This window comes from Actimicrobium sp. CCC2.4 (genome assembly GCF_034347385.1).
Lineage (GTDB): Bacteria > Pseudomonadota > Gammaproteobacteria > Burkholderiales > Burkholderiaceae_D > Actimicrobium.
This window is the reverse complement of record NZ_CP133777.1, coordinates 2,450,580-2,467,614: the sequence shown is the minus strand read 5'-3', so window position 1 is coordinate 2,467,614 and position 17,035 is coordinate 2,450,580. Positions and strand designations below refer to the sequence as shown.

Below are 17,035 nucleotides of genomic sequence, written 5' to 3'. Positions count from 1 at the left end.
AATGAACATGAACAAAATGTCCACGAACAAACCTGGATTGATGGAACTGGCCGGTGTCGCCAAGTCGTTTCGCAGTGCCGATGGCGCACCGCGACTGATCCTCGATGGTGTCGATTTTGCGCTGGCCGAAGGCGAGATCGTCGCCCTGCTCGGCAAATCCGGCTCCGGCAAATCGACGCTGTTGCGCATCATCGCCGGCCTGATTCCGGCCGATGCCGGCAGCGCCATCTATCGCGGCCAGCCCATCGTCGGGCCGGCCACCGGGGTGGCGATGGTGTTCCAGTCGTTTGCGCTATTTCCGTGGCTGACAGTCCAGCAGAACGTCGAGCTCGGTCTGGAAGCACAAGGTGTCGCGCCGGCCGACCGCGAAAAACGCGCCGACGCCATGCTCGAACTGATGGGCCTGGCCGGCTTTGGCGGCGCGCTGCCGCGCGAGCTGTCGGGTGGCATGCGCCAGCGTGTCGGTATTGCCCGCGCGCTGGTCACCAACCCCGACGTGCTGCTGATGGACGAGGCTTTTTCGGCACTCGACGTACTCACCGGCGAAACGCTGCGCAACGACATCCTCGACCTGTGGGATAGCGACCGCATCCTGACCAAGGGCATTCTGATCGTCTCGCACAATATCGAAGAAGCCGTGATGATGGCCGACCGCATCATCATTCTGTCGAGCGACCCGGGCCGCATCCGCAGCGAAATCCACATCGACCTGCCGCGTCCGCGCAGTGCCGATTCGGCCGAAGTGCGCGGCCTGATCGATGAAGTCTACGGACTGATGACGATGCGTCCGCAGCAAGGCACCATCCCCGGCGAAGCCACCGCCATGCACCTCGGCTACCGCTTGCCGGAAACCGACGTCAGCCACATCGAAGGTGTGCTCGACCTGCTCGCCGGTGCGCCGTTCAATGGCCGTGCCGACCTGCCGCAACTGGCCGAAGAAACCGAACTGGCCGACGATGAATTGTTCCATACCTACGAGGCGCTCGGCCTGCTCGGGCTGGCGCATGTCGACAAGGGCGACATCACGCTGACGCCGCTGGGCCAGCGCTACGCCGATGCCGACCAGACCTTGCGCCAGGAACTGTTCGGCCAGCAGGTGCTGATGCACGTGCCGCTGGCAGCACGCATCCGCCGCCAGCTCGAACGCGAACCGAGCGGCAGTTCGCCGGAAGGTCCGTTCATCGAACTGCTGGAAGAATTCCTGAAAGCCGATGAAGCCAAACGCGTGCTCGAAGTCGCCGTCGAATGGGGTCGCTACGGCGAAGTCTACGAGTATGATTTTCATACCGGCCGTTTAAAATTACCTGATCAGGAAGAAGAATAAATTCCCTGAAGATATTTTTTTATTCCTGGTGTCACATTTGACGAGTACTATCGGGCGCGTTAAATGTCAGACAAACGGGTCGCTCACTTGGTCTCTGTTACACCGCAGCACACATCATCAACCAAAGCTTTCCTGCGCAATGGCAAGGGTCTGGTTGCGGGTATCGGATTGATGGCGGTGTTGCTCCTTGCTGTCATCTGGTTCCTGACCAGTTCACGTATCCACGATGAACGCGACGAGGCGCTCGAGAAATCGGTCAATTCCAGCCGCAACGTCGCCTCCATCGTTGCTGCCAACCTCGACGAAGTGTTCGGCCGCACCGCCATCTACGCGCGCCTGAGCACCGCCTTCCTCGAACAGCCTGCCGAACATCCCGACTCGTTCAATGCCTTGTCGGTCGGCGACACGGCGTTCCTGCGCATGGCTATTTTCGGCGGGGATGGCAAGCTGGCCTATTCGTCATCGCGCCGTGCGGTCGAACCGGATCTGCAACTGTTTGCCCGCACCACCCTGTTTGCCGAAGCACCGCCGCCCATCGTCATCGGCCACACCCGTGCCGATGACCCGCATGCGGCGTGGCGCATTCCGGTAGCCGCGCCGCTGCTGTCCGGACAGCGCCGCATCGGTGTGTTCGCCGGCTACATTGATCTCGGCTATGTGCTGGCGCTCTACAAGGAAGCCAGTTTCGGCACGCGCAGTCGCATCGAAGTCATCGATGCCCGTGGCATCCAGCTGGTCGAATTAGTCGGCGGTACGCTCTCCGCAGGGCGCGACCTGGAACGGTCCGGCTACGCCCGCTTCATCGGTCGTACCGAGCCGGCGGGTGCCATCGACATGGCGCGTCCGGGCGACAGTGGCGCCAGCATCGGCGTGTATCGCCGGCTCGACCACTTTCCGTTAGTCGTCACGGTCACCCGCGACCGCAGCGCGGTACTCGACGAACTGCAGCCGCGCCATCGCGCCTACCGGATCCGTGCCACGCTATTGTCGCTACTCATTGTGTTGGCCAGTGCCGGCCTACTCGTGCTGGCGCAGCGCCAGCGTCGCCTGAACCTCGACCTGACCGACTCGGAATTGCGTAACCAGACCTTGATCAAACAGCTGGAAACCGAAAAAACCCGCGCCTTCCAGCTTGCCTCGCTGGACTTTTTGACCGGCATACCGAACCGCATGAAGTTCTATGAACTGGCGGCGATCGAACTGGTGCGCGCGCGCCGCAGCCGCAAGCTGACGGCGGTTTTCTTTCTCGACCTCGACAAGTTCAAGGTCATCAACGACACCCACGGCCATGCTGTCGGCGACCTGCTGTTGCAACAGGTTGCCATGCGTTTGCGCCACTCGTTACGTGGCTATGATCTGGCGGCCCGTCTGGGAGGAGATGAATTCGCCGTACTGGTTTCAGACCTCGATAGCGACGAGGCCGTCGCTAGCGTTGCCACCAAACTGGTTGCGGCCTTGTCCTCGACCTACCTCAAGCTCGACGGCCATGATCTTGACGTCACGCCCAGCATCGGCATTGCGCTGTATCCGGGCGATGGCGAAGAAATCGACACGCTGCTCTCGCGTGCCGACCGCGCGATGTACCTGGCCAAGCAAAGCGGGCGCGGTTGCTACCGGTTTTATGAAGCTTCGCTCAACGCTACCTCGGCGCGCAGTGCCGAATTGATTGCCCGCTTCCGGCGCGCCATCCGCGACGGCGAATTCTGTTTGCATTACCAGCAGCGCGTCGCCTGCCTCGACTTCCGGCCGGTCGGCCTCGAAGCGCTGGTGCGCTGGCAGCATCCCGAGCATGGCCTGATCTACCCGGGTGAATTCATTGAGCTGGCCGAACAGCATGACTACATCGTTGCGCTGGGCAACCACGTCATCGACATGGCCTGCGCGCAGGTCGCCGCGTGGCAGCAATCGGGCCTGGCCGTGCTGCCGGTGGCGATCAATATTTCGGCCCGCCAATTGCGCGACGACACCTTGCCCGGCGTAATCACCGGCTGTCTGGCGAAGTACGCGGTGTCGGCCAGCCTGATCGAGATCGAAGTCACCGAAAGCTGTTTCATCGACCAGCCCGAACTGGCCGAGCGGGTGCTCGATACGCTGCATGCGCTCGGTATCCGGATCTCGCTGGACGACTACGGCACCGGTTTCTCCGGCCTGAGCCACCTCAAGCGCCTGCCGATCAGCACCGTCAAGATCGACCGCTCGTTCATCCGCGACATCCGCAACGACAACAGCGACGCCGTCATCGTGTCATCGACAATTTCGCTGTCGCACAACCTCGGCCTGAAAGTCGTTGCCGAAGGCGTCGAAACGCGTGACCAGGTTGTACACCTGAAAACCGCCGGCTGCGACGAGTTGCAGGGCTACTATTTTCACCGCCCCGCCGCCGCCGCCGAGATCACGGCACTGCTGCGCAATCCGACCGCTTATGCCGGTTAACCGGCACTGGTGGGGGTCGGCCGTGGTCCTGCTGGCCGTGCTGGCCAGCGCCTTGCCGGGGTTGGCGGCCGACTGCGAGCGACCGGTACGGCTACGTTACTCGATGGTGCCCGAAGGCGATGTGAAATCCGACCTGGCGCGTTTCCGGCCGCTACTGGATCGCTTGCAGGCGACGCTGGGCATGCCGGTCGAAGTGGTCACGCCGGCGTCCTACGGGGCGGTCATCGAGGGCTTGCTGGCCGGAGCGGTCGACCTGGCACGGCTGGGTCCGTCTTCGTACCTGTCTGCCAGAAAAGCCGATCCGGCGATCATCCCGTTCGCCACCTTCTCGCAACCGACGGGCGCGTTTCAGCCGGCCGGACCGTTTTACCAGTCGCTGCTGATCGTGCGGGCTGATGGACCGCTGAAACAGCCAGCCAGCCTGCGCGGGGTGTCGCTGGCGCTGGTCGATCCGGACAGTACGTCGGGCAACAAGGTGCCACGTTATTTTTACAGCCAGGTGATGCGCATGTCGCTGGAGAACTGGTTCGGCCGTGTCTCGTATGCCGGTACCCACACCGGTGCCGTGGCGGCGGTAATGGACGGACGCGCCAGCGCCGCTTTCGTATCGAGTTTCCAGCTGTCGACGATGAGTAATGAAGGCAAACTGCGTCCGCAGGATGTGCGCGTGCTATGGCGCTCGGCACCGCTGCCGATGGATCCGTTCGTGTACCGCGGCACGCTCTGTCCCGACATCACCGACAAGATCCGCGCGGTGTTTCTCGGTCGTCACGGATTGACTGAAGCACCGGTTTTGGACGGGATGAATGCGATCCGGTTTTTGCCGATTCAGGACAGGGATTACCGGGTGCTGGACGAGTTGCGCTGAGTTGTCGATTGATCGCTTTTTCTGCGCTTGAAAACCACCGTCTGATGGCGCGCCGCGCGTTGCGGGGATAGCGAGCGGTGTGTTGTACCCACCGCCCGTCCATCGTGATCATGCTGAAGCCCCCCCTACAAAATCCCCCGCGCCAGCGCCGCCACATCCACCCGCGCGCCCAGCCGCGCCGCCAGCAAATAAATCCCGCCCAGCTTGCGATGCAAAAAAAGCGCATCGGTCGGTGGTGTGTGCCAGAAATCACGTTCGCGGCCAAGCGCGAGACCGGCGTCGCGGATCCGGGATGGCAGATCGGACTGGCCGAAGTCATAAGGCCCGTCCGTACGCAGTGGTTCGCAGGCCTGCACAAACAGCGCCAGCACCGCCTGCCGGTGATGCGCGGCGGTCTGGTCGTCGTAGTAGCCGATCGCGCACGCCGCTTCGTCCATCGCCGCATGGTCACCGTCGATCGCGCCACGCAAGATCGCGCGGAACCGGGTGACCAGCCCGGCGGGATATTCCCGGGTGGCGCCAAAGTCGAGCAGGATCACTTGCCGGCTCGCCGTGTCGTAGCGGTAGTTGGCAAAATTCGGATCGGTCTGGATCAGCTGGAATTCGAACAGTTCGCGCAGCAACAAGCCGATCAGCAAGCTCGCAATGCGGTCACGCACTTCTTGCGTTGCACCCGTCATCGATTCCACCGGCACGCCGTCCATGCGCGTCATCGTCAGCACGCTGGCGCTGGTCAGTTCCGGTACCAGCGCAGGCACCGCATAGTCGGATTCCCCCGCCAGCAACTCGCCGTAGCGCGTCATGTAAGCGCCTTCACACAAATAGTCTGCTTCGTCGTGCAGCTGGCGCTTGGCATCCGCCAGCAGCGGTGCAATATCCAGTGTGGCCGGCAGCAGCCCGGACAGGCGCAACAGCCCGGCGACATTGTCGACATCACTGTCAATACTTTGACGTACGCCCGGATACTGGATCTTGATGGCGACGTGGCGGCCATCTTTTAATTGTGCAAAATGCACCTGGCCGATCGAAGCTGCCGCCACCGGCGTGAATGAGAACTGGCGGAACTGGTGCCGCCAGCCCTCGCCCCAGCCCGCATCGACGACAGCGACGACCTGGCTCATCGGCATCGGCGTGGCATCTTCCCGCAAGCGCGCGAGGATCGCGGCTATCTCGGGCGGCAATAAATTGCCAGCATCCATCGACAACAACTGCCCGACCTTCATGGCCGCGCCACGCAAGCGCGAGAGCTGCTCGGCGACGCGATGCGCGTTGGCCGGTGTCAGCAGCAAGTCACCCATTGCCGGGCGCTTGCCCTGTGCCAACTGTCGTGCGCCTTCGGCCAGCATACCGCCGGCGATGCCGGTGGCCAGCGTGCCCAGGCGGGCCATGCGCGACCAGCGTCCGGCCGGTACTGCCGTGCCGTTGTCACGCGGCGTTGATGTCATTGCGCTTCCTCGTCATCCTTGGGGCTGTCCTCCGCAGCGCTCTGATCAAGGGTGGGATGGCACATTTTTTCGCCATCCCATTGCTGGCCGCACCAGCATTGGCCTTCGGCGTTAATCATGCAGGTGTCGGTGCCACAGCAGCGCGGGTCGTTTGTCATCGGGGATTCCTGCTATCGGTTGATCGCCTGGAGAGATCTGGCTGCGGGTGCAAACAAACCAAGGCAGGTCACTGTAGCAAAGTTTGCGCAAACGCGAGTGTGGCGGCTCGGCTGATTGGTTGCGATGCTTTGTAGACCGACAATAATTATCAGTAAAAAAGTTACTTAAAGTACCGTTGCGAACGATGCTACCCTCCGATACAACTTGATCACCGGCATCATTTTTTTCCGACCCTGATCCGCTTGGAACCGCAAGCGAGCCATCTTCCGCACAAGCTGCGATGTATTCATACCGGGATTGGTTCACATGCGAACAAGCAAGCTCATCACGCGATCCGGCATGCACGGCATCACCAGACGGCAGCCACTGGAGTGGCTGGCACTGATCGTCGCATTACTCGTCGTGACGGTGTTTGCCGCCGCGCTGCACTACGCATCGGTAGCGCAACTGCGTGCCAGTGAACGCGAGCGGATACAGGTATTCGCCGGTGTCCTGGCCAACGATATTGAGGGAAATCTGACCGTCATTAATAGCGTACTGGCCAACCTGATCCAGGACAGCCGCAGCGACGCGGATGCGACAGCCCCCGGACGTGGCATGACCAATCACCTGCAGCGACTGGAAGCGGCGATGCCCGGTGTCCGTGCGCTGGTCATTGTCGATGCCAGCGGCAAGGTGATCGCCAGTTCCAACCCCGTACTGACCGATATGGACTTGTCGCAGCGCGCGTACTTCCAGACCGTAAAGGCCAGTCCCGATGCGACCAGGCTGTTTGTTTCGGCGCCGTTCGAATCCATCAAAAAAGACCTGATCATCACCTTGGCGCGCATGCTGCCAAAGTCGGACGGCAGTTTTGGCGGCCTCGTCCTCGCGACTTTAGACCCCGGGTACTTCACCGGCGTTTTCCGGCATATCGTCTACGCACCTGACTTGCGTACCGTCGTCATTCATGGCGATGGCCGGATGTTCCTCAGTTATCCGGCCACGTCCGACATTGACTATTCCGTGCCCGAACAACCGGCAGCCTGTTCAACCGGCATCGCCAGAGCGGCCTGACAGACAGCCTGCAAACCGGCCCGTCGCGCACCGGCGAGGAGCGCGTGATGGCGCTGCGGACGATCGCGCCGGCAGCGCTGGTCATGGACAAGCCGCTGATCATCGGTATCAGTCGCAGTGTCGAGGCGATGACGCTACCGATGCGGCGACAAGCGATATGGGTCGTCCTGTTCTGCGCGGCACTGGCGCTGGTTTGCTGCGGCGCGCTGGCCTGCGTGCAGTGGCGCCGGCGCGCACTGACGGCCGTGCAGGAAGAACGCGAGCACGAGCGCGAACAAGCCGGTCTGCGCACGCAAACCGCCGAGGACGAACTGCTGCGTAGCCGTAATGCGCTGCAGGCCGTATTCGACAACATGAATGAAGCCATCTTCGTGCTCGACCGGCATGGCGTGATGCTGCGCATCAACGATGCCGGTCGCAGCCTCCACGGTCTGATGGATCCGGACACGCCGTTCGATACGGTCATTGCCGGCATCGCAGTGCGCGATGCCGGTGGCCTGCACCTGCCTGCCGACCAGTGGCCCATCGCACGCGGTTTGCGGGGCGATTTCGTGCACGACTATCCGCTCGATGTGCAGCGTATCGATAACGGCCAACAGCGCTCATTTGAATGCAGTACTGCACCGGTCCGCTCGGCAGATGGCAAGCTGGACATGCTGGTCGTGACAGTCAGGGACGTGTCCGCGCATCAATTAAGCCGTGCGCTGCGCGACAGCGAAAGCCGCTTTCGCACACTGATCGAAGATGCGCCGCTGGCCATCGCAATCCTGCGCCGTGGATTGCTGGTATACTCCAATCCGCGCTATCGCGCGCTGCACGGCTATGCCATCACCGACGACCTGACCGGCTTGCCGTGGCGCGCGATGATTGCGCCGGAGTCGAGCGACCTGCTGCACGAACAGGAAGCCCTGATCAACCTCGACAGTCCGACCGAGCTGAAGTTCGAGGCCATCGGCCTCGGCAGGGACGCGTGCCGGGTGCCGGTCTACAAAACCACCACCCGCGTGATGCTGGCCGACGGCGCGGCGACGCTGATTTTTGCGCAGGATATCTCGGCCCAGAAGCAGGCCGAAGCGGCCGTGCTGCAGGCGCTCGACGTGGCCGAGAACGCCAGCCGCAGCAAGGCCGATTTTCTGGCCAACATGAGCCACGAAATCCGCTCGCCGCTCAATGCCATCCTCGGTCTGGCTTATCTGCTCGAACAGTCCGCGCTGGAGCGCGATGCCGGCGCGATGGTGGCAAAGATCCGCACCTCCGGTCGCATGCTGCTCGGGATCATCAACGACATCCTCGATGTCTCGAAAATCGATGCCGGCCACATGGTCATCGAGCACGCACAGTTCCGGCTGGCCGATGTCATCGACAACCTGGCCGGCAGCATGGGCATCGCCGCCGGCGACAAGCAGCTCGAACTGCTGATCCGGCTGTTGCCCGCCGGCATCACGTTGCTGACCGGTGACGCCTTGCGACTCGAACAGGTGCTGGTCAACCTGACCAGCAACGCGATCAAGTTCACGGCGGCCGGGCGGGTCGAATTGCGTGTCGTGGTGGACGGGCGCAGCGACGACCGGCTGACACTGCGTTTTTCGGTACTCGACACCGGCATCGGCATCGCTGCCGGACTGCAGGATGACGTGTTTTCTGCGTTCATCCAGGCCGACAGTTCGACCACGCGGCGCTTCGGCGGGACCGGTCTGGGTCTGACCATCTGCCGCCAACTGGTGCGCCTGATGGGCGGTGAGATCGGCATGCGCAGTACGCCCGGCACCGGCAGTGAATTCTGGTTCACGGTGCCATTGCAGCAGGACCACAGCGCGCCCGACATCACAAATCCGCACCGGCTCAATGCGCTGATCGCCGATGACAGCGACATCGCCCTTAAAAACCTCGACGACATCGCCACCGGCCTGGGCTGGGATGTCACCACCCGCAAGTCCGGCGACGCCGTCCTCGCGCAACTGCTGGCACAGCGCGAAGACCTGCTGCCGGAAGTCATCGTGCTGGACTGGAAAATGCCCGGTGCGATGGACGGCCTGGCCACCGCGCGCGCCATCCGCGCCGCACTGCCACCGGAGCGCTGCCCGATCGTGATCATGGCCACGGCCTACTCGCTGCGCGGACTGGTCAGCATCGCCGGTACCGACCTGGTCGATGCCATCCTGTCCAAGCCAGTCACGGCATCGACGCTCTACAACGCCGTCACCGAAGCGCAGCACAAGCGTGGCACCGGCAAGACGCTGCAGGACACTGCCCGGCTGTCAATGCTGCATGAGCTGGCCGGCATCCGCGTGCTGATCGTCGATGACAGCGAGATCAACCGCGATGTTGCCCAGCGCATCCTGTCGGATCAGGGTGCACTGGTCACGCTGGCCGTCGATGGGAAAGCCGCACTGGATTGGCTGATGGCGCATCCCGACGACGTCGATCTGGTGCTGATGGATGTTCAGATGCCGGTCATGGATGGCATCGAAGCGACGCGCCGCCTGCGTCGCCTGCCGCAATTCGACGACCTGCCGGTGGTCGCGCTGACGGCTGGCGCGTTCAAATCCCAGCAGGAAGCCGCGCAAGCGGCCGGCATGAATCACTTCATCAGCAAGCCATTCGATGTGCCCGGTACGGTGGCGCTGATACGGCGTATGCATCGTCCCCGGCCTTTGACGGCTGGCGTGTCGCCTGCTGCGGTTCTGCCCGTGGCGCAGGTCGTGTTCGCGGTGATGGATGTCGCACGTGGTTTGCAACTGTGGTCCACCGCGCCGGCGTATCGCGATTACCTGCAACGCTTTGCCGGCAGCTATGCCGGTGCGATCGACAGTATTAACACCAGCCTGGCCACCGATGACCACGCTGCGGCTGCCGCGCTGGCGCACAAACTGGCTGGCGATGCCGCCAACCTGGCACTGCCCGATACTCACAGACTGGCGGGTAAAACCGAACGCATCCTGATCGAACGGCGTGACCCGACCGTCGCGCTGGTGAAGCTCGACAACGCGCTGCAGCGGGCTTTTGCTGCAATCGACCGGTTTGTGCAGGGAGCGGATCGATGATGGCGCGCGCCATGCCGGCACGACCGCTGGTGATCATGGGATTCGTCCTGGTCATGACCAGCCTCGGTCTGCTCGGTGCCAGTTCATGGCATGCGGACAAACAGCTGGCATCCGCCACCGGTCTGGTCGCGCATACGCTCGAAGTGCTGACCACGCTGGAGCAGATCAAGAGCCATATGGCGCAAGCCGAATCAGCCCAACGCGGCTATTTTTTGCAGCAGCAGCCATCGTTCCTGAGTGACCGCGAAGCCGCGCTTGATGCCGTGTGGGCGGGCATCGTCACGATCGAACGGCTAACTCGCGACAATCCCGCGCAAGGCGAGCGCATCACCAACCTGCGCAGGCTGTTCGTCGACCAGAACGCGGTGTTTGCCGAGGCCCGGCTGCAGCTGCAACCGGGCCGGTTATCACGTCAGGATGCCTACTTTTCCAACGGTACGCGCACCTGGAATGCGCTCGAAGATCAGACCGATGGCATTCAAAGAACCGAAGACGATCTGCTGGCGACGCGCATCGCCGATGAAGCCAGCAGCGGCCACACAGCCCGGGTCAGTTTTGTGCTGCTCATGGGGCTGCTGTTTATGACGATAGGCCTGCTGCTGCTCTATGCCTATCGCGATATCGGTCGCAAGCGGCACGCTGGTGCAGCGCTCAACCATGCCGACGGTGAACCGATGCGGCACCCCCTGCTACCGCAGACTGATGCAGCCGCCGCGCCCGCGACGGTCGCCGCTGACAGTGCGTCGACCTGCATCGATGTGTCCCTGATCGGCACGATCGCGCCCGCCCCGGTGAGGGCATTGGCGCTGGATGGCGTGCGTTTGCTGATCGTCGACGACAGCGACATCAACCGCGACATCGCGCAACGCATCCTGACCGACCAGGGCGCGCACGTCACGCTGGCCGTCGATGGCCGCGCCGCACTGGACTGGTTGCTGGCGCATCCCGACGACGTTGACCTGGTGCTGATGGATGTGCAGATGCCGGTCATGGATGGCCTGGAGGCGACGCGCCAGTTGCGGCGCCTGCCGCAGTTCGATGATCTGCCCGTCATCGCGCTGAGCGCCGGCGCATTCAAGATGCAGCGCGACGAGGCCAGCGCCGCCGGCATGAATGATTTCGTCAGCAAGCCATTCGATGTCCCGGCCATCATCGCCCTGGTGCAGCGCTTGCACCGTCAGTCCCGGACCGGTTCAGCGGTGACGACCTCCGCCGCCATGACCATGGATGTCGCACGCGGCCTGCAGCTGTGGCCCGATATCCGGACCTACCGCGATTACCTGCAACGCTTTGCACGCAGCCATGCCGATGTGATCGGGCGGCTGCAGGGCCTGTTGCTCGCCGGTGACCGCCGCCGCGCCGCCGCACTGAGCCACAAACTGTCGGGCGATGCAGCCAACCTCGGCCTGCCCGAACTGCACCGGCTGGGCGGACTGGCCGAACGGATCCTGTCGGACGGTCAGGACACCGGTCCGGCACTGCAGCAGTTGCACGCGGCGCTGACATTGACGCTGCAGGCGATTGCGCGCTACGCCCCTGCCCTTGCGCCGCAACCCGATAAGCCGGAGGTGCGGTCCGTCGCGCTGCTGGAACCCGACCGGTCCGACCTGCAAAGCCTGCTCCGTAATTTGCTGATCGCTCTTGACAGCGACAGTCCTGCACCTGTCGAACCCTTGCTGGCCGCGCTGGCCACCCGGCTGCCACGCGCGGCGCTGGCACCGCTGCGCGAATACGTCCACGGCTTTGATTTTCGCGCTGCCGAAGCCGCTGTCCGCCTGCTGGCGCGCCAGCACGAACTTGAATTGAAGGTCTAGCCATGCTCTCGCTACACACCATCCTGATCGTCGATGACGAACCGGCCAACCTGGCCATCATGCGTGAAATCCTGCAGGACAGTTACCGGCTGGTATTTGCCCGTAACGGCAGCGAAGCGCTGGCTGCGATGGCCAAGCATCTGCCTGCCATGGTGCTGCTCGATGTCGGCCTGCCCGACATCAACGGCTACGACCTGTGCCGGCAAATCCGCCAGCTCGATGCCAGCGGCCAGGTCAAGGTCATCTTCATCACCGCCTACACCGATATCGCGCACGAAGCCGCCGGCTTCGACGCGGGTGGCGTCGATTACATTACCAAGCCGGTGTCACCGCAAATCGTGCGCGCCCGCGTCGGCGCCCATTTGTCGCTGGTTCGGGCCACGGTGCTCGAGCAGAGCTACCACGATGCCATCCTGATGCTGGGCCACGCCTGCCATTACAACGACAACGACACCGGTTCGCATATCTGGCGCATGGCCGCGTATGCCGGTGCGCTGGCGCACGGCGTCGGCTGGAATCCCGAGCAATGCCAGCGGCTGATACTGGCCGCACCGATGCATGACACCGGCAAGCTAGGCATTCCGCAGGCCATCCTGCGCAAGCCGGGGCCCCTCGACGAGGATGAGTGGATCATCATGCGCACCCATCCGCAAATCGGCAGCGACATCCTCGGCAAAAGCAAGGCGCCGGTATTCCAGCTGGCCGCCGAAATCGCCTTGCGCCACCACGAAAAATGGGATGGCAGCGGCTATCCGGGCAAGCTGGGCGGCAAGGAGATTCCGGAGTCGGCCCGCATCATTGCATTGGCCGACGTATTCGATGCGCTCAGCATGAAACGGCCGTACAAGGAACCGTGGCCGCTGGACCGTATCGTCGCCCACATCCACGCCGGGTCCGGCGCGCATTTCGATCCGGACCTGGTGACCGTGTTTGCCGACGTGCTGCCGGAACTGATGGATATTCATATCCGCTGGCGTGACGAAGACAGCATCCAGCCTGCACCGGCATGATGTACCGCGTGGTATTTGAATCGCAGCATCCGCTAGACAAACGCCTGATCATCGAACGCGGTCCGTGGCTGGTGGATCGTGCCTCTGCCGATCACTGGAAAACCTACTTCAGCAAACTGCTGCCACACCAGTGCATCTGGATAGAATCAGGGCAGCAAGGAGCAGGCCTGCACCAGAACTCGTAGAACGGTCCGGGTCGTTTTTCACGTTGCCGCCGAATAACAGACAGGCAACTTATAATCGAGGGTACTTGCCGCCGACTTTCGATTCCTCATGACCATGACATCCCATGCTTTTCCGTTCGACCACGCGCAACTACTGCGCTGGCTCGGCCCTGCCACGCTGGCCAAGGCACGCCCGTACGTGCGGCGCGTTAGCCAACTCGAATGGAATAACAACCTGCTGCGCGGCGAGGTTCAGGGTTCCGAACTGACGCCGTATCAAAGCACTGTGGCGTTCCGTCAGGCCGGCAAGGAACTGGTGATCCAGTCGACCTGCAGTTGTCCGGTCGGCTTTGACTGCAAGCATGTGGCCGCGCTGATGATGGCCAGCCTCGAGCATAGCGACGCCGTCCGCACCGAAGTGCGACCGGAACTGATCCACTGGCTGGAACAATTGCGCGCCCGGGTGTCGACACTGGACCCGAAAAAACCGCGCGTCACGCGGCCCAATACAGCGCTGGTTTACGTACTGGCGTTTTCGCGCTATCACCGTAATTTCGAGGTGCTGTTCTTCAAGGCCGGCGTCAAGCGCGACGGCACGATCAGTGCCATCGGTGCGCCCTGGAACAATGTCGAAAGCGCGCTGCTCAATGCGCCGCAATTCATTAGCGAAGACGACCTCGCCATCCTGCGTCTGCTGTGGATGGGACGCTCGCGCGCCGGCTACGGCAGCGGCTTCGGCCTGGCCGGCAGCAACGGTGCCACCGCCATCGAAAAAATGCTCGCCACCGGACGCCTGTTTGCCCAGGACGAACACGGCACCATCGCCGTCGTCGCGCTCAAACCGGGCGAGCCGCGTGATGGCCTGATCGCCTGGCAACCGGGACACGCCGACCGCTTGCAGCCGTTGCTGCAAACCAGCCCTGCCGCCACCAGCGTGATCCTGGTCGACCCGCTCTGGTATGCCGATGCCGTCACGGCCGAAGCCGGACTGGTGAACCTGTCCTGCCCCGCCAACCAGATTGCCGAATACCTGACGATGCCGCCGATCACGCTGGCCGAAGTGCCGATGGTCGCTGCCGTGCTGCGCCAGATCGCGCCCGAGATGCCGGTGCCGCCGGTCGAACAGATGGCTGCGATCCGCATCATCGATTGCGTGCCGCAACCGGTGCTGCAGCTCGACACGATTGCAGTGCATGCCGCGCATGTCGGCAGCTACGGACCGTATGGCAAGGAATTCGATCTCGGTAGCGTGCGCTTCGACTACGAGGGCGTCGCCTTCGATCTCGGCAGCACCACCACGCTGGTCAAGACCGCTACGCAGGAACTGGTGCAGGTCAAGCGTCAGCCGCTGGTCGAAAAAGCCCGTCTGGCCGAATTACGCAAAACCGGTATCGACCATGTGCCATCGGGCCGCATTTTTGCCAGCACACCGCTGCCACCGTCGATGTGGGGCTTTCTTGATCCGGACGCCTGGCCGGGCTTCGTCGAAGACGACCTTCCGGTGCTGCGCGACAAAGGCTGGCGCATCGACATGGGGGCTGACTTCCGTTTCAATGTGATCGACATCGATGGCATCGACGGCGCAATGCATCAGGCCGCTGATGGCTGGTTCGATCTCGACATGGGCATCCTGGTCGGTGAGCGCAAGGTGCGCCTTGAGCCGCTGCTGGCAGAGCTATTCCAGCGCGATGCGCGCTGGCTAAAAGGTGGCCTCGACAGCATAAGCGATGACGAACCGATCGAACTGAAGACCGATCGCGGCGAACGCTTGCGCCTGCGCGCCGACCGGCTCAAACCGGTGGTGCGGGTGTTGATCGATCTGTTCGACGGCAACACCGGCGAGCCGCTGCGGGTCTCGCGCTTCGATGCCGGCCGGCTGGAGGCATTGAACGATACCGGTCGCTGGCAATTCAATAGCGAGGACTCGATCCGGCAACTGGCGCAGCGGCTCAAGGCCGGTGGCGGCATCAGCGATGTGGCGGTGCCGGCCAGCCTGAAGGCCGAACTGCGGACCTACCAGTTGCAGGGCGTGTCGTGGATGCAGTTTTTGCGCGAGCACAGCCTGTCGGGCGTATTGGCCGACGACATGGGCCTGGGCAAAACCATCCAAACGCTGGCGCACCTGCTGGTCGAACAGGAAGCCGGCCGGCTGCTGCGGCCCGCGCTGGTCGTGGTGCCGACTTCGCTGGTGCACAACTGGTGCGATGAAGCACGGCGTTTTGCGCCCAGCCTGCGCGTGCTGGTGCTGCATGGTGCCGGTCGCAAGGACCAGTTCGACCGGATCGACGAACACGACCTGATCCTGACGACGTATGCCTTGCTGTGGCGCGACCATGACGTGCTATCGCTGCACAATTATCACCTGCTGATCCTCGATGAAGCGCAGTTCGTCAAGAACGCCAGCACCCGCGCTGCTGTTGCGATCCGCAGCATCAAGGCCAGCCACCGGCTTTGCCTGACCGGCACGCCGATGGAAAACCACCTCGGTGAACTGTGGTCGATGTTCGACTTCCTGCTGCCCGGTTTTCTGGGTGCGCAAAAGGACTTCACCAAGCGCTGGCGCACGCCCATCGAAAAAGCCGGAGACACGGTGCGCCGCGATCTGCTGGCGCGCCGGATCCGGCCGTTCATGCTGCGTCGACGCAAGAACGAAGTCGCTACCGAACTGCCGCCGAAAACGCTGGTGGTGCGCCAGGTCGAACTCGAAGGCGGCCAGCGCGACCTGTATGAAATCGTCCGCACCGCGATGCACGACAAGGTGCGCGCGGTGATCGCCGAAATGGGGCTGGCGCGCAGTCATATCGTGGTGCTTGATGCGCTGCTCAAACTGCGCCAGGTCTGTTGCGATCCGCGTCTGGTCAAGCTCGACCAGGCCACCAACGTCAAGGAATCGGCCAAGCTAGAACTGCTGCTGTCGATGCTGCCGGACATGATTGAAGAGGGCCGCAAAGTGCTGCTGTTCTCGCAGTTCACCGGCATGCTTGCGTTAGTCGCCAAAGCGGTCGAAAAAGCCGGCATCCCGTACGTACTGCTGACCGGCGACACCACCGACCGGGCCACGCCGGTACGGCGTTTTCAGGAAGGCGAAGTACCGCTGTTCCTGATCAGTCTGAAGGCCGGCGGTGTCGGACTGAACCTGACGGCGGCCGACACCGTGATCCACTACGACCCGTGGTGGAATCCGGCGGCGGAGAATCAGGCCACCGACCGCGCGCATCGGCTTGGTCAGGAAAAACCGGTGTTCGTCTACAAGCTCATCGTCGCCGGCAGCATCGAAGAAAAAATCGTCGCGCTGCAGGACAAGAAAGCTGCGCTGGCCGAAGGCATCTTGTCGGAGGATGGGGCGGCTGCGGTGAAGTTTTCCGGGGAAGACCTGGAAGCGCTGTTTGCGCCTATGCCGGCGATGGATAAATAAACTTGTGCTGGCGGCGGTGCAATGTCCTGCGCTGATTGCACCTTGGCGCTAATTCGTCGCCGTAGGATGGGCACGATGAGGCTTTGCCCAATCGACGGTTAGCGGGGCGCAGACCGTGCGCTCCCGCCGCGCCCCAAAGAAACCGGTCACCCTGAGCCTGTCGAACGGCGCTTGTCGAATCAAGCCCTCAATCCAACGCACCGCCAACACCCACCGGTACCCCCGACGGTGCAATCTCCGCCCGTTTTCCTGACTTCCCACGCCCCTTTCCGGGCATTTTCGACGCGCCTGATTTTAGGTATA

Annotated in this window: 11 protein-coding genes; 9 read left to right on the top strand and 2 right to left on the bottom strand. The window is 62.8% G+C overall.

Annotation, left to right across the window (positions count from 1 at the left end):
* The first annotated feature begins 1 nt into the window (after window position 1).
* The 3 genes from RHM62_RS11440 (at window position 2) to RHM62_RS11430 (ending at window position 4,625) form a co-directional block, all read left to right on the top strand.
* The gene (locus RHM62_RS11440) at window positions 2–1,324 is read left to right on the top strand and encodes a nitrate/sulfonate/bicarbonate ABC transporter ATP-binding protein (protein WP_416172255.1); all 1,323 of its coding nucleotides are present in this window, start codon (window positions 2–4) and stop codon (window positions 1,322–1,324) included.
* 63 nt (window positions 1,325–1,387) lie between these two features.
* Window positions 1,388–3,757 carry a putative bifunctional diguanylate cyclase/phosphodiesterase gene (locus tag RHM62_RS11435; protein ID WP_322122228.1) on the top strand — a complete coding sequence of 790 codons (2,370 nt, stop codon included), beginning with the start codon at window positions 1,388–1,390 and terminating at the stop codon, window positions 3,755–3,757.
* The gene (locus tag RHM62_RS11430; protein ID WP_322122227.1) at window positions 3,747–4,625 is read left to right on the top strand and encodes a phosphate/phosphite/phosphonate ABC transporter substrate-binding protein; all 879 of its coding nucleotides are present in this window, start codon (window positions 3,747–3,749) and stop codon (window positions 4,623–4,625) included. The genes RHM62_RS11435 and RHM62_RS11430 overlap by 11 nt, the downstream gene beginning before the upstream one ends.
* A 125-nt stretch (window positions 4,626–4,750) precedes the next feature.
* Here RHM62_RS11430 and RHM62_RS11425 read toward each other — a convergent pair whose 3' ends face one another.
* Together RHM62_RS11425 and RHM62_RS11420 are read right to left on the bottom strand one after the other, a co-directional pair.
* On the bottom strand, window positions 4,751–6,070 hold the full coding sequence (locus RHM62_RS11425) for an AarF/ABC1/UbiB kinase family protein (RefSeq protein WP_322122226.1): 1,320 nt from the start codon (window positions 6,068–6,070) through the stop codon (window positions 4,751–4,753).
* Window positions 6,067–6,228, bottom strand: coding sequence for a hypothetical protein (locus tag RHM62_RS11420; protein ID WP_322122225.1), 162 nt, complete (start codon window positions 6,226–6,228; stop codon window positions 6,067–6,069). Before RHM62_RS11420 ends, RHM62_RS11425 begins: the two co-directional genes overlap by 4 nt.
* A 307-nt stretch (window positions 6,229–6,535) precedes the next feature.
* Here RHM62_RS11420 and RHM62_RS11415 point away from each other — a divergent pair, with 307 nt between their 5' ends.
* From RHM62_RS11415 to RHM62_RS11390, 6 genes are all read left to right on the top strand, one after another.
* Window positions 6,536–7,285 (top strand): cache domain-containing protein, encoded by a 750-nt coding sequence (locus RHM62_RS11415; RefSeq protein ID WP_322122224.1) that lies wholly within the window; start codon window positions 6,536–6,538, stop codon window positions 7,283–7,285.
* A 47-nt stretch (window positions 7,286–7,332) separates the two neighbouring features.
* The gene (locus RHM62_RS11410) at window positions 7,333–10,329 is read left to right on the top strand and encodes a hybrid sensor histidine kinase/response regulator (protein ID WP_322122223.1); all 2,997 of its coding nucleotides are present in this window, start codon (window positions 7,333–7,335) and stop codon (window positions 10,327–10,329) included.
* A complete protein-coding gene (locus tag RHM62_RS11405; RefSeq protein ID WP_322122222.1) occupies window positions 10,326–12,143 on the top strand; it encodes a response regulator in 1,818 nt (605 codons plus the stop codon). The genes RHM62_RS11410 and RHM62_RS11405 overlap by 4 nt, the downstream gene beginning before the upstream one ends.
* 2 nt (window positions 12,144–12,145) lie before the next feature.
* Window positions 12,146–13,153: an HD domain-containing phosphohydrolase gene (locus RHM62_RS11400; protein WP_322122221.1), complete on the top strand. Its 1,008-nt coding sequence runs from the start codon at window positions 12,146–12,148 to the stop codon at window positions 13,151–13,153.
* A complete protein-coding gene (locus RHM62_RS11395) occupies window positions 13,150–13,338 on the top strand; it encodes a hypothetical protein (protein WP_322122220.1) in 189 nt (62 codons plus the stop codon). The genes RHM62_RS11400 and RHM62_RS11395 overlap by 4 nt, the downstream gene beginning before the upstream one ends.
* An 88-nt stretch (window positions 13,339–13,426) precedes the next feature.
* A complete protein-coding gene (locus RHM62_RS11390; RefSeq protein WP_322122219.1) occupies window positions 13,427–16,732 on the top strand; it encodes a DEAD/DEAH box helicase in 3,306 nt (1,101 codons plus the stop codon).
* Window positions 16,733–17,035: the final 303 nt, after the last annotated feature.

Coding starts and splice junctions, on each gene's coding strand:
- RHM62_RS11440 (WP_416172255.1), top strand. CDS start 2: ATGAACATGAACAAAATGTCCACGAACAAACCTGGATTGATGGAACTG.
- RHM62_RS11435 (WP_322122228.1), top strand. CDS start 1,388: ATGTCAGACAAACGGGTCGCTCACTTGGTCTCTGTTACACCGCAGCAC.
- RHM62_RS11430 (WP_322122227.1), top strand. CDS start 3,747: ATGCCGGTTAACCGGCACTGGTGGGGGTCGGCCGTGGTCCTGCTGGCC.
- RHM62_RS11425 (WP_322122226.1), bottom strand. CDS start 6,070: ATGACATCAACGCCGCGTGACAACGGCACGGCAGTACCGGCCGGACGC.
- RHM62_RS11420 (WP_322122225.1), bottom strand. CDS start 6,228: ATGACAAACGACCCGCGCTGCTGTGGCACCGACACCTGCATGATTAAC.
- RHM62_RS11415 (WP_322122224.1), top strand. CDS start 6,536: ATGCGAACAAGCAAGCTCATCACGCGATCCGGCATGCACGGCATCACC.
- RHM62_RS11410 (WP_322122223.1), top strand. CDS start 7,333: ATGGCGCTGCGGACGATCGCGCCGGCAGCGCTGGTCATGGACAAGCCG.
- RHM62_RS11405 (WP_322122222.1), top strand. CDS start 10,326: ATGATGGCGCGCGCCATGCCGGCACGACCGCTGGTGATCATGGGATTC.
- RHM62_RS11400 (WP_322122221.1), top strand. CDS start 12,146: ATGCTCTCGCTACACACCATCCTGATCGTCGATGACGAACCGGCCAAC.
- RHM62_RS11395 (WP_322122220.1), top strand. CDS start 13,150: ATGATGTACCGCGTGGTATTTGAATCGCAGCATCCGCTAGACAAACGC.
- RHM62_RS11390 (WP_322122219.1), top strand. CDS start 13,427: ATGACCATGACATCCCATGCTTTTCCGTTCGACCACGCGCAACTACTG.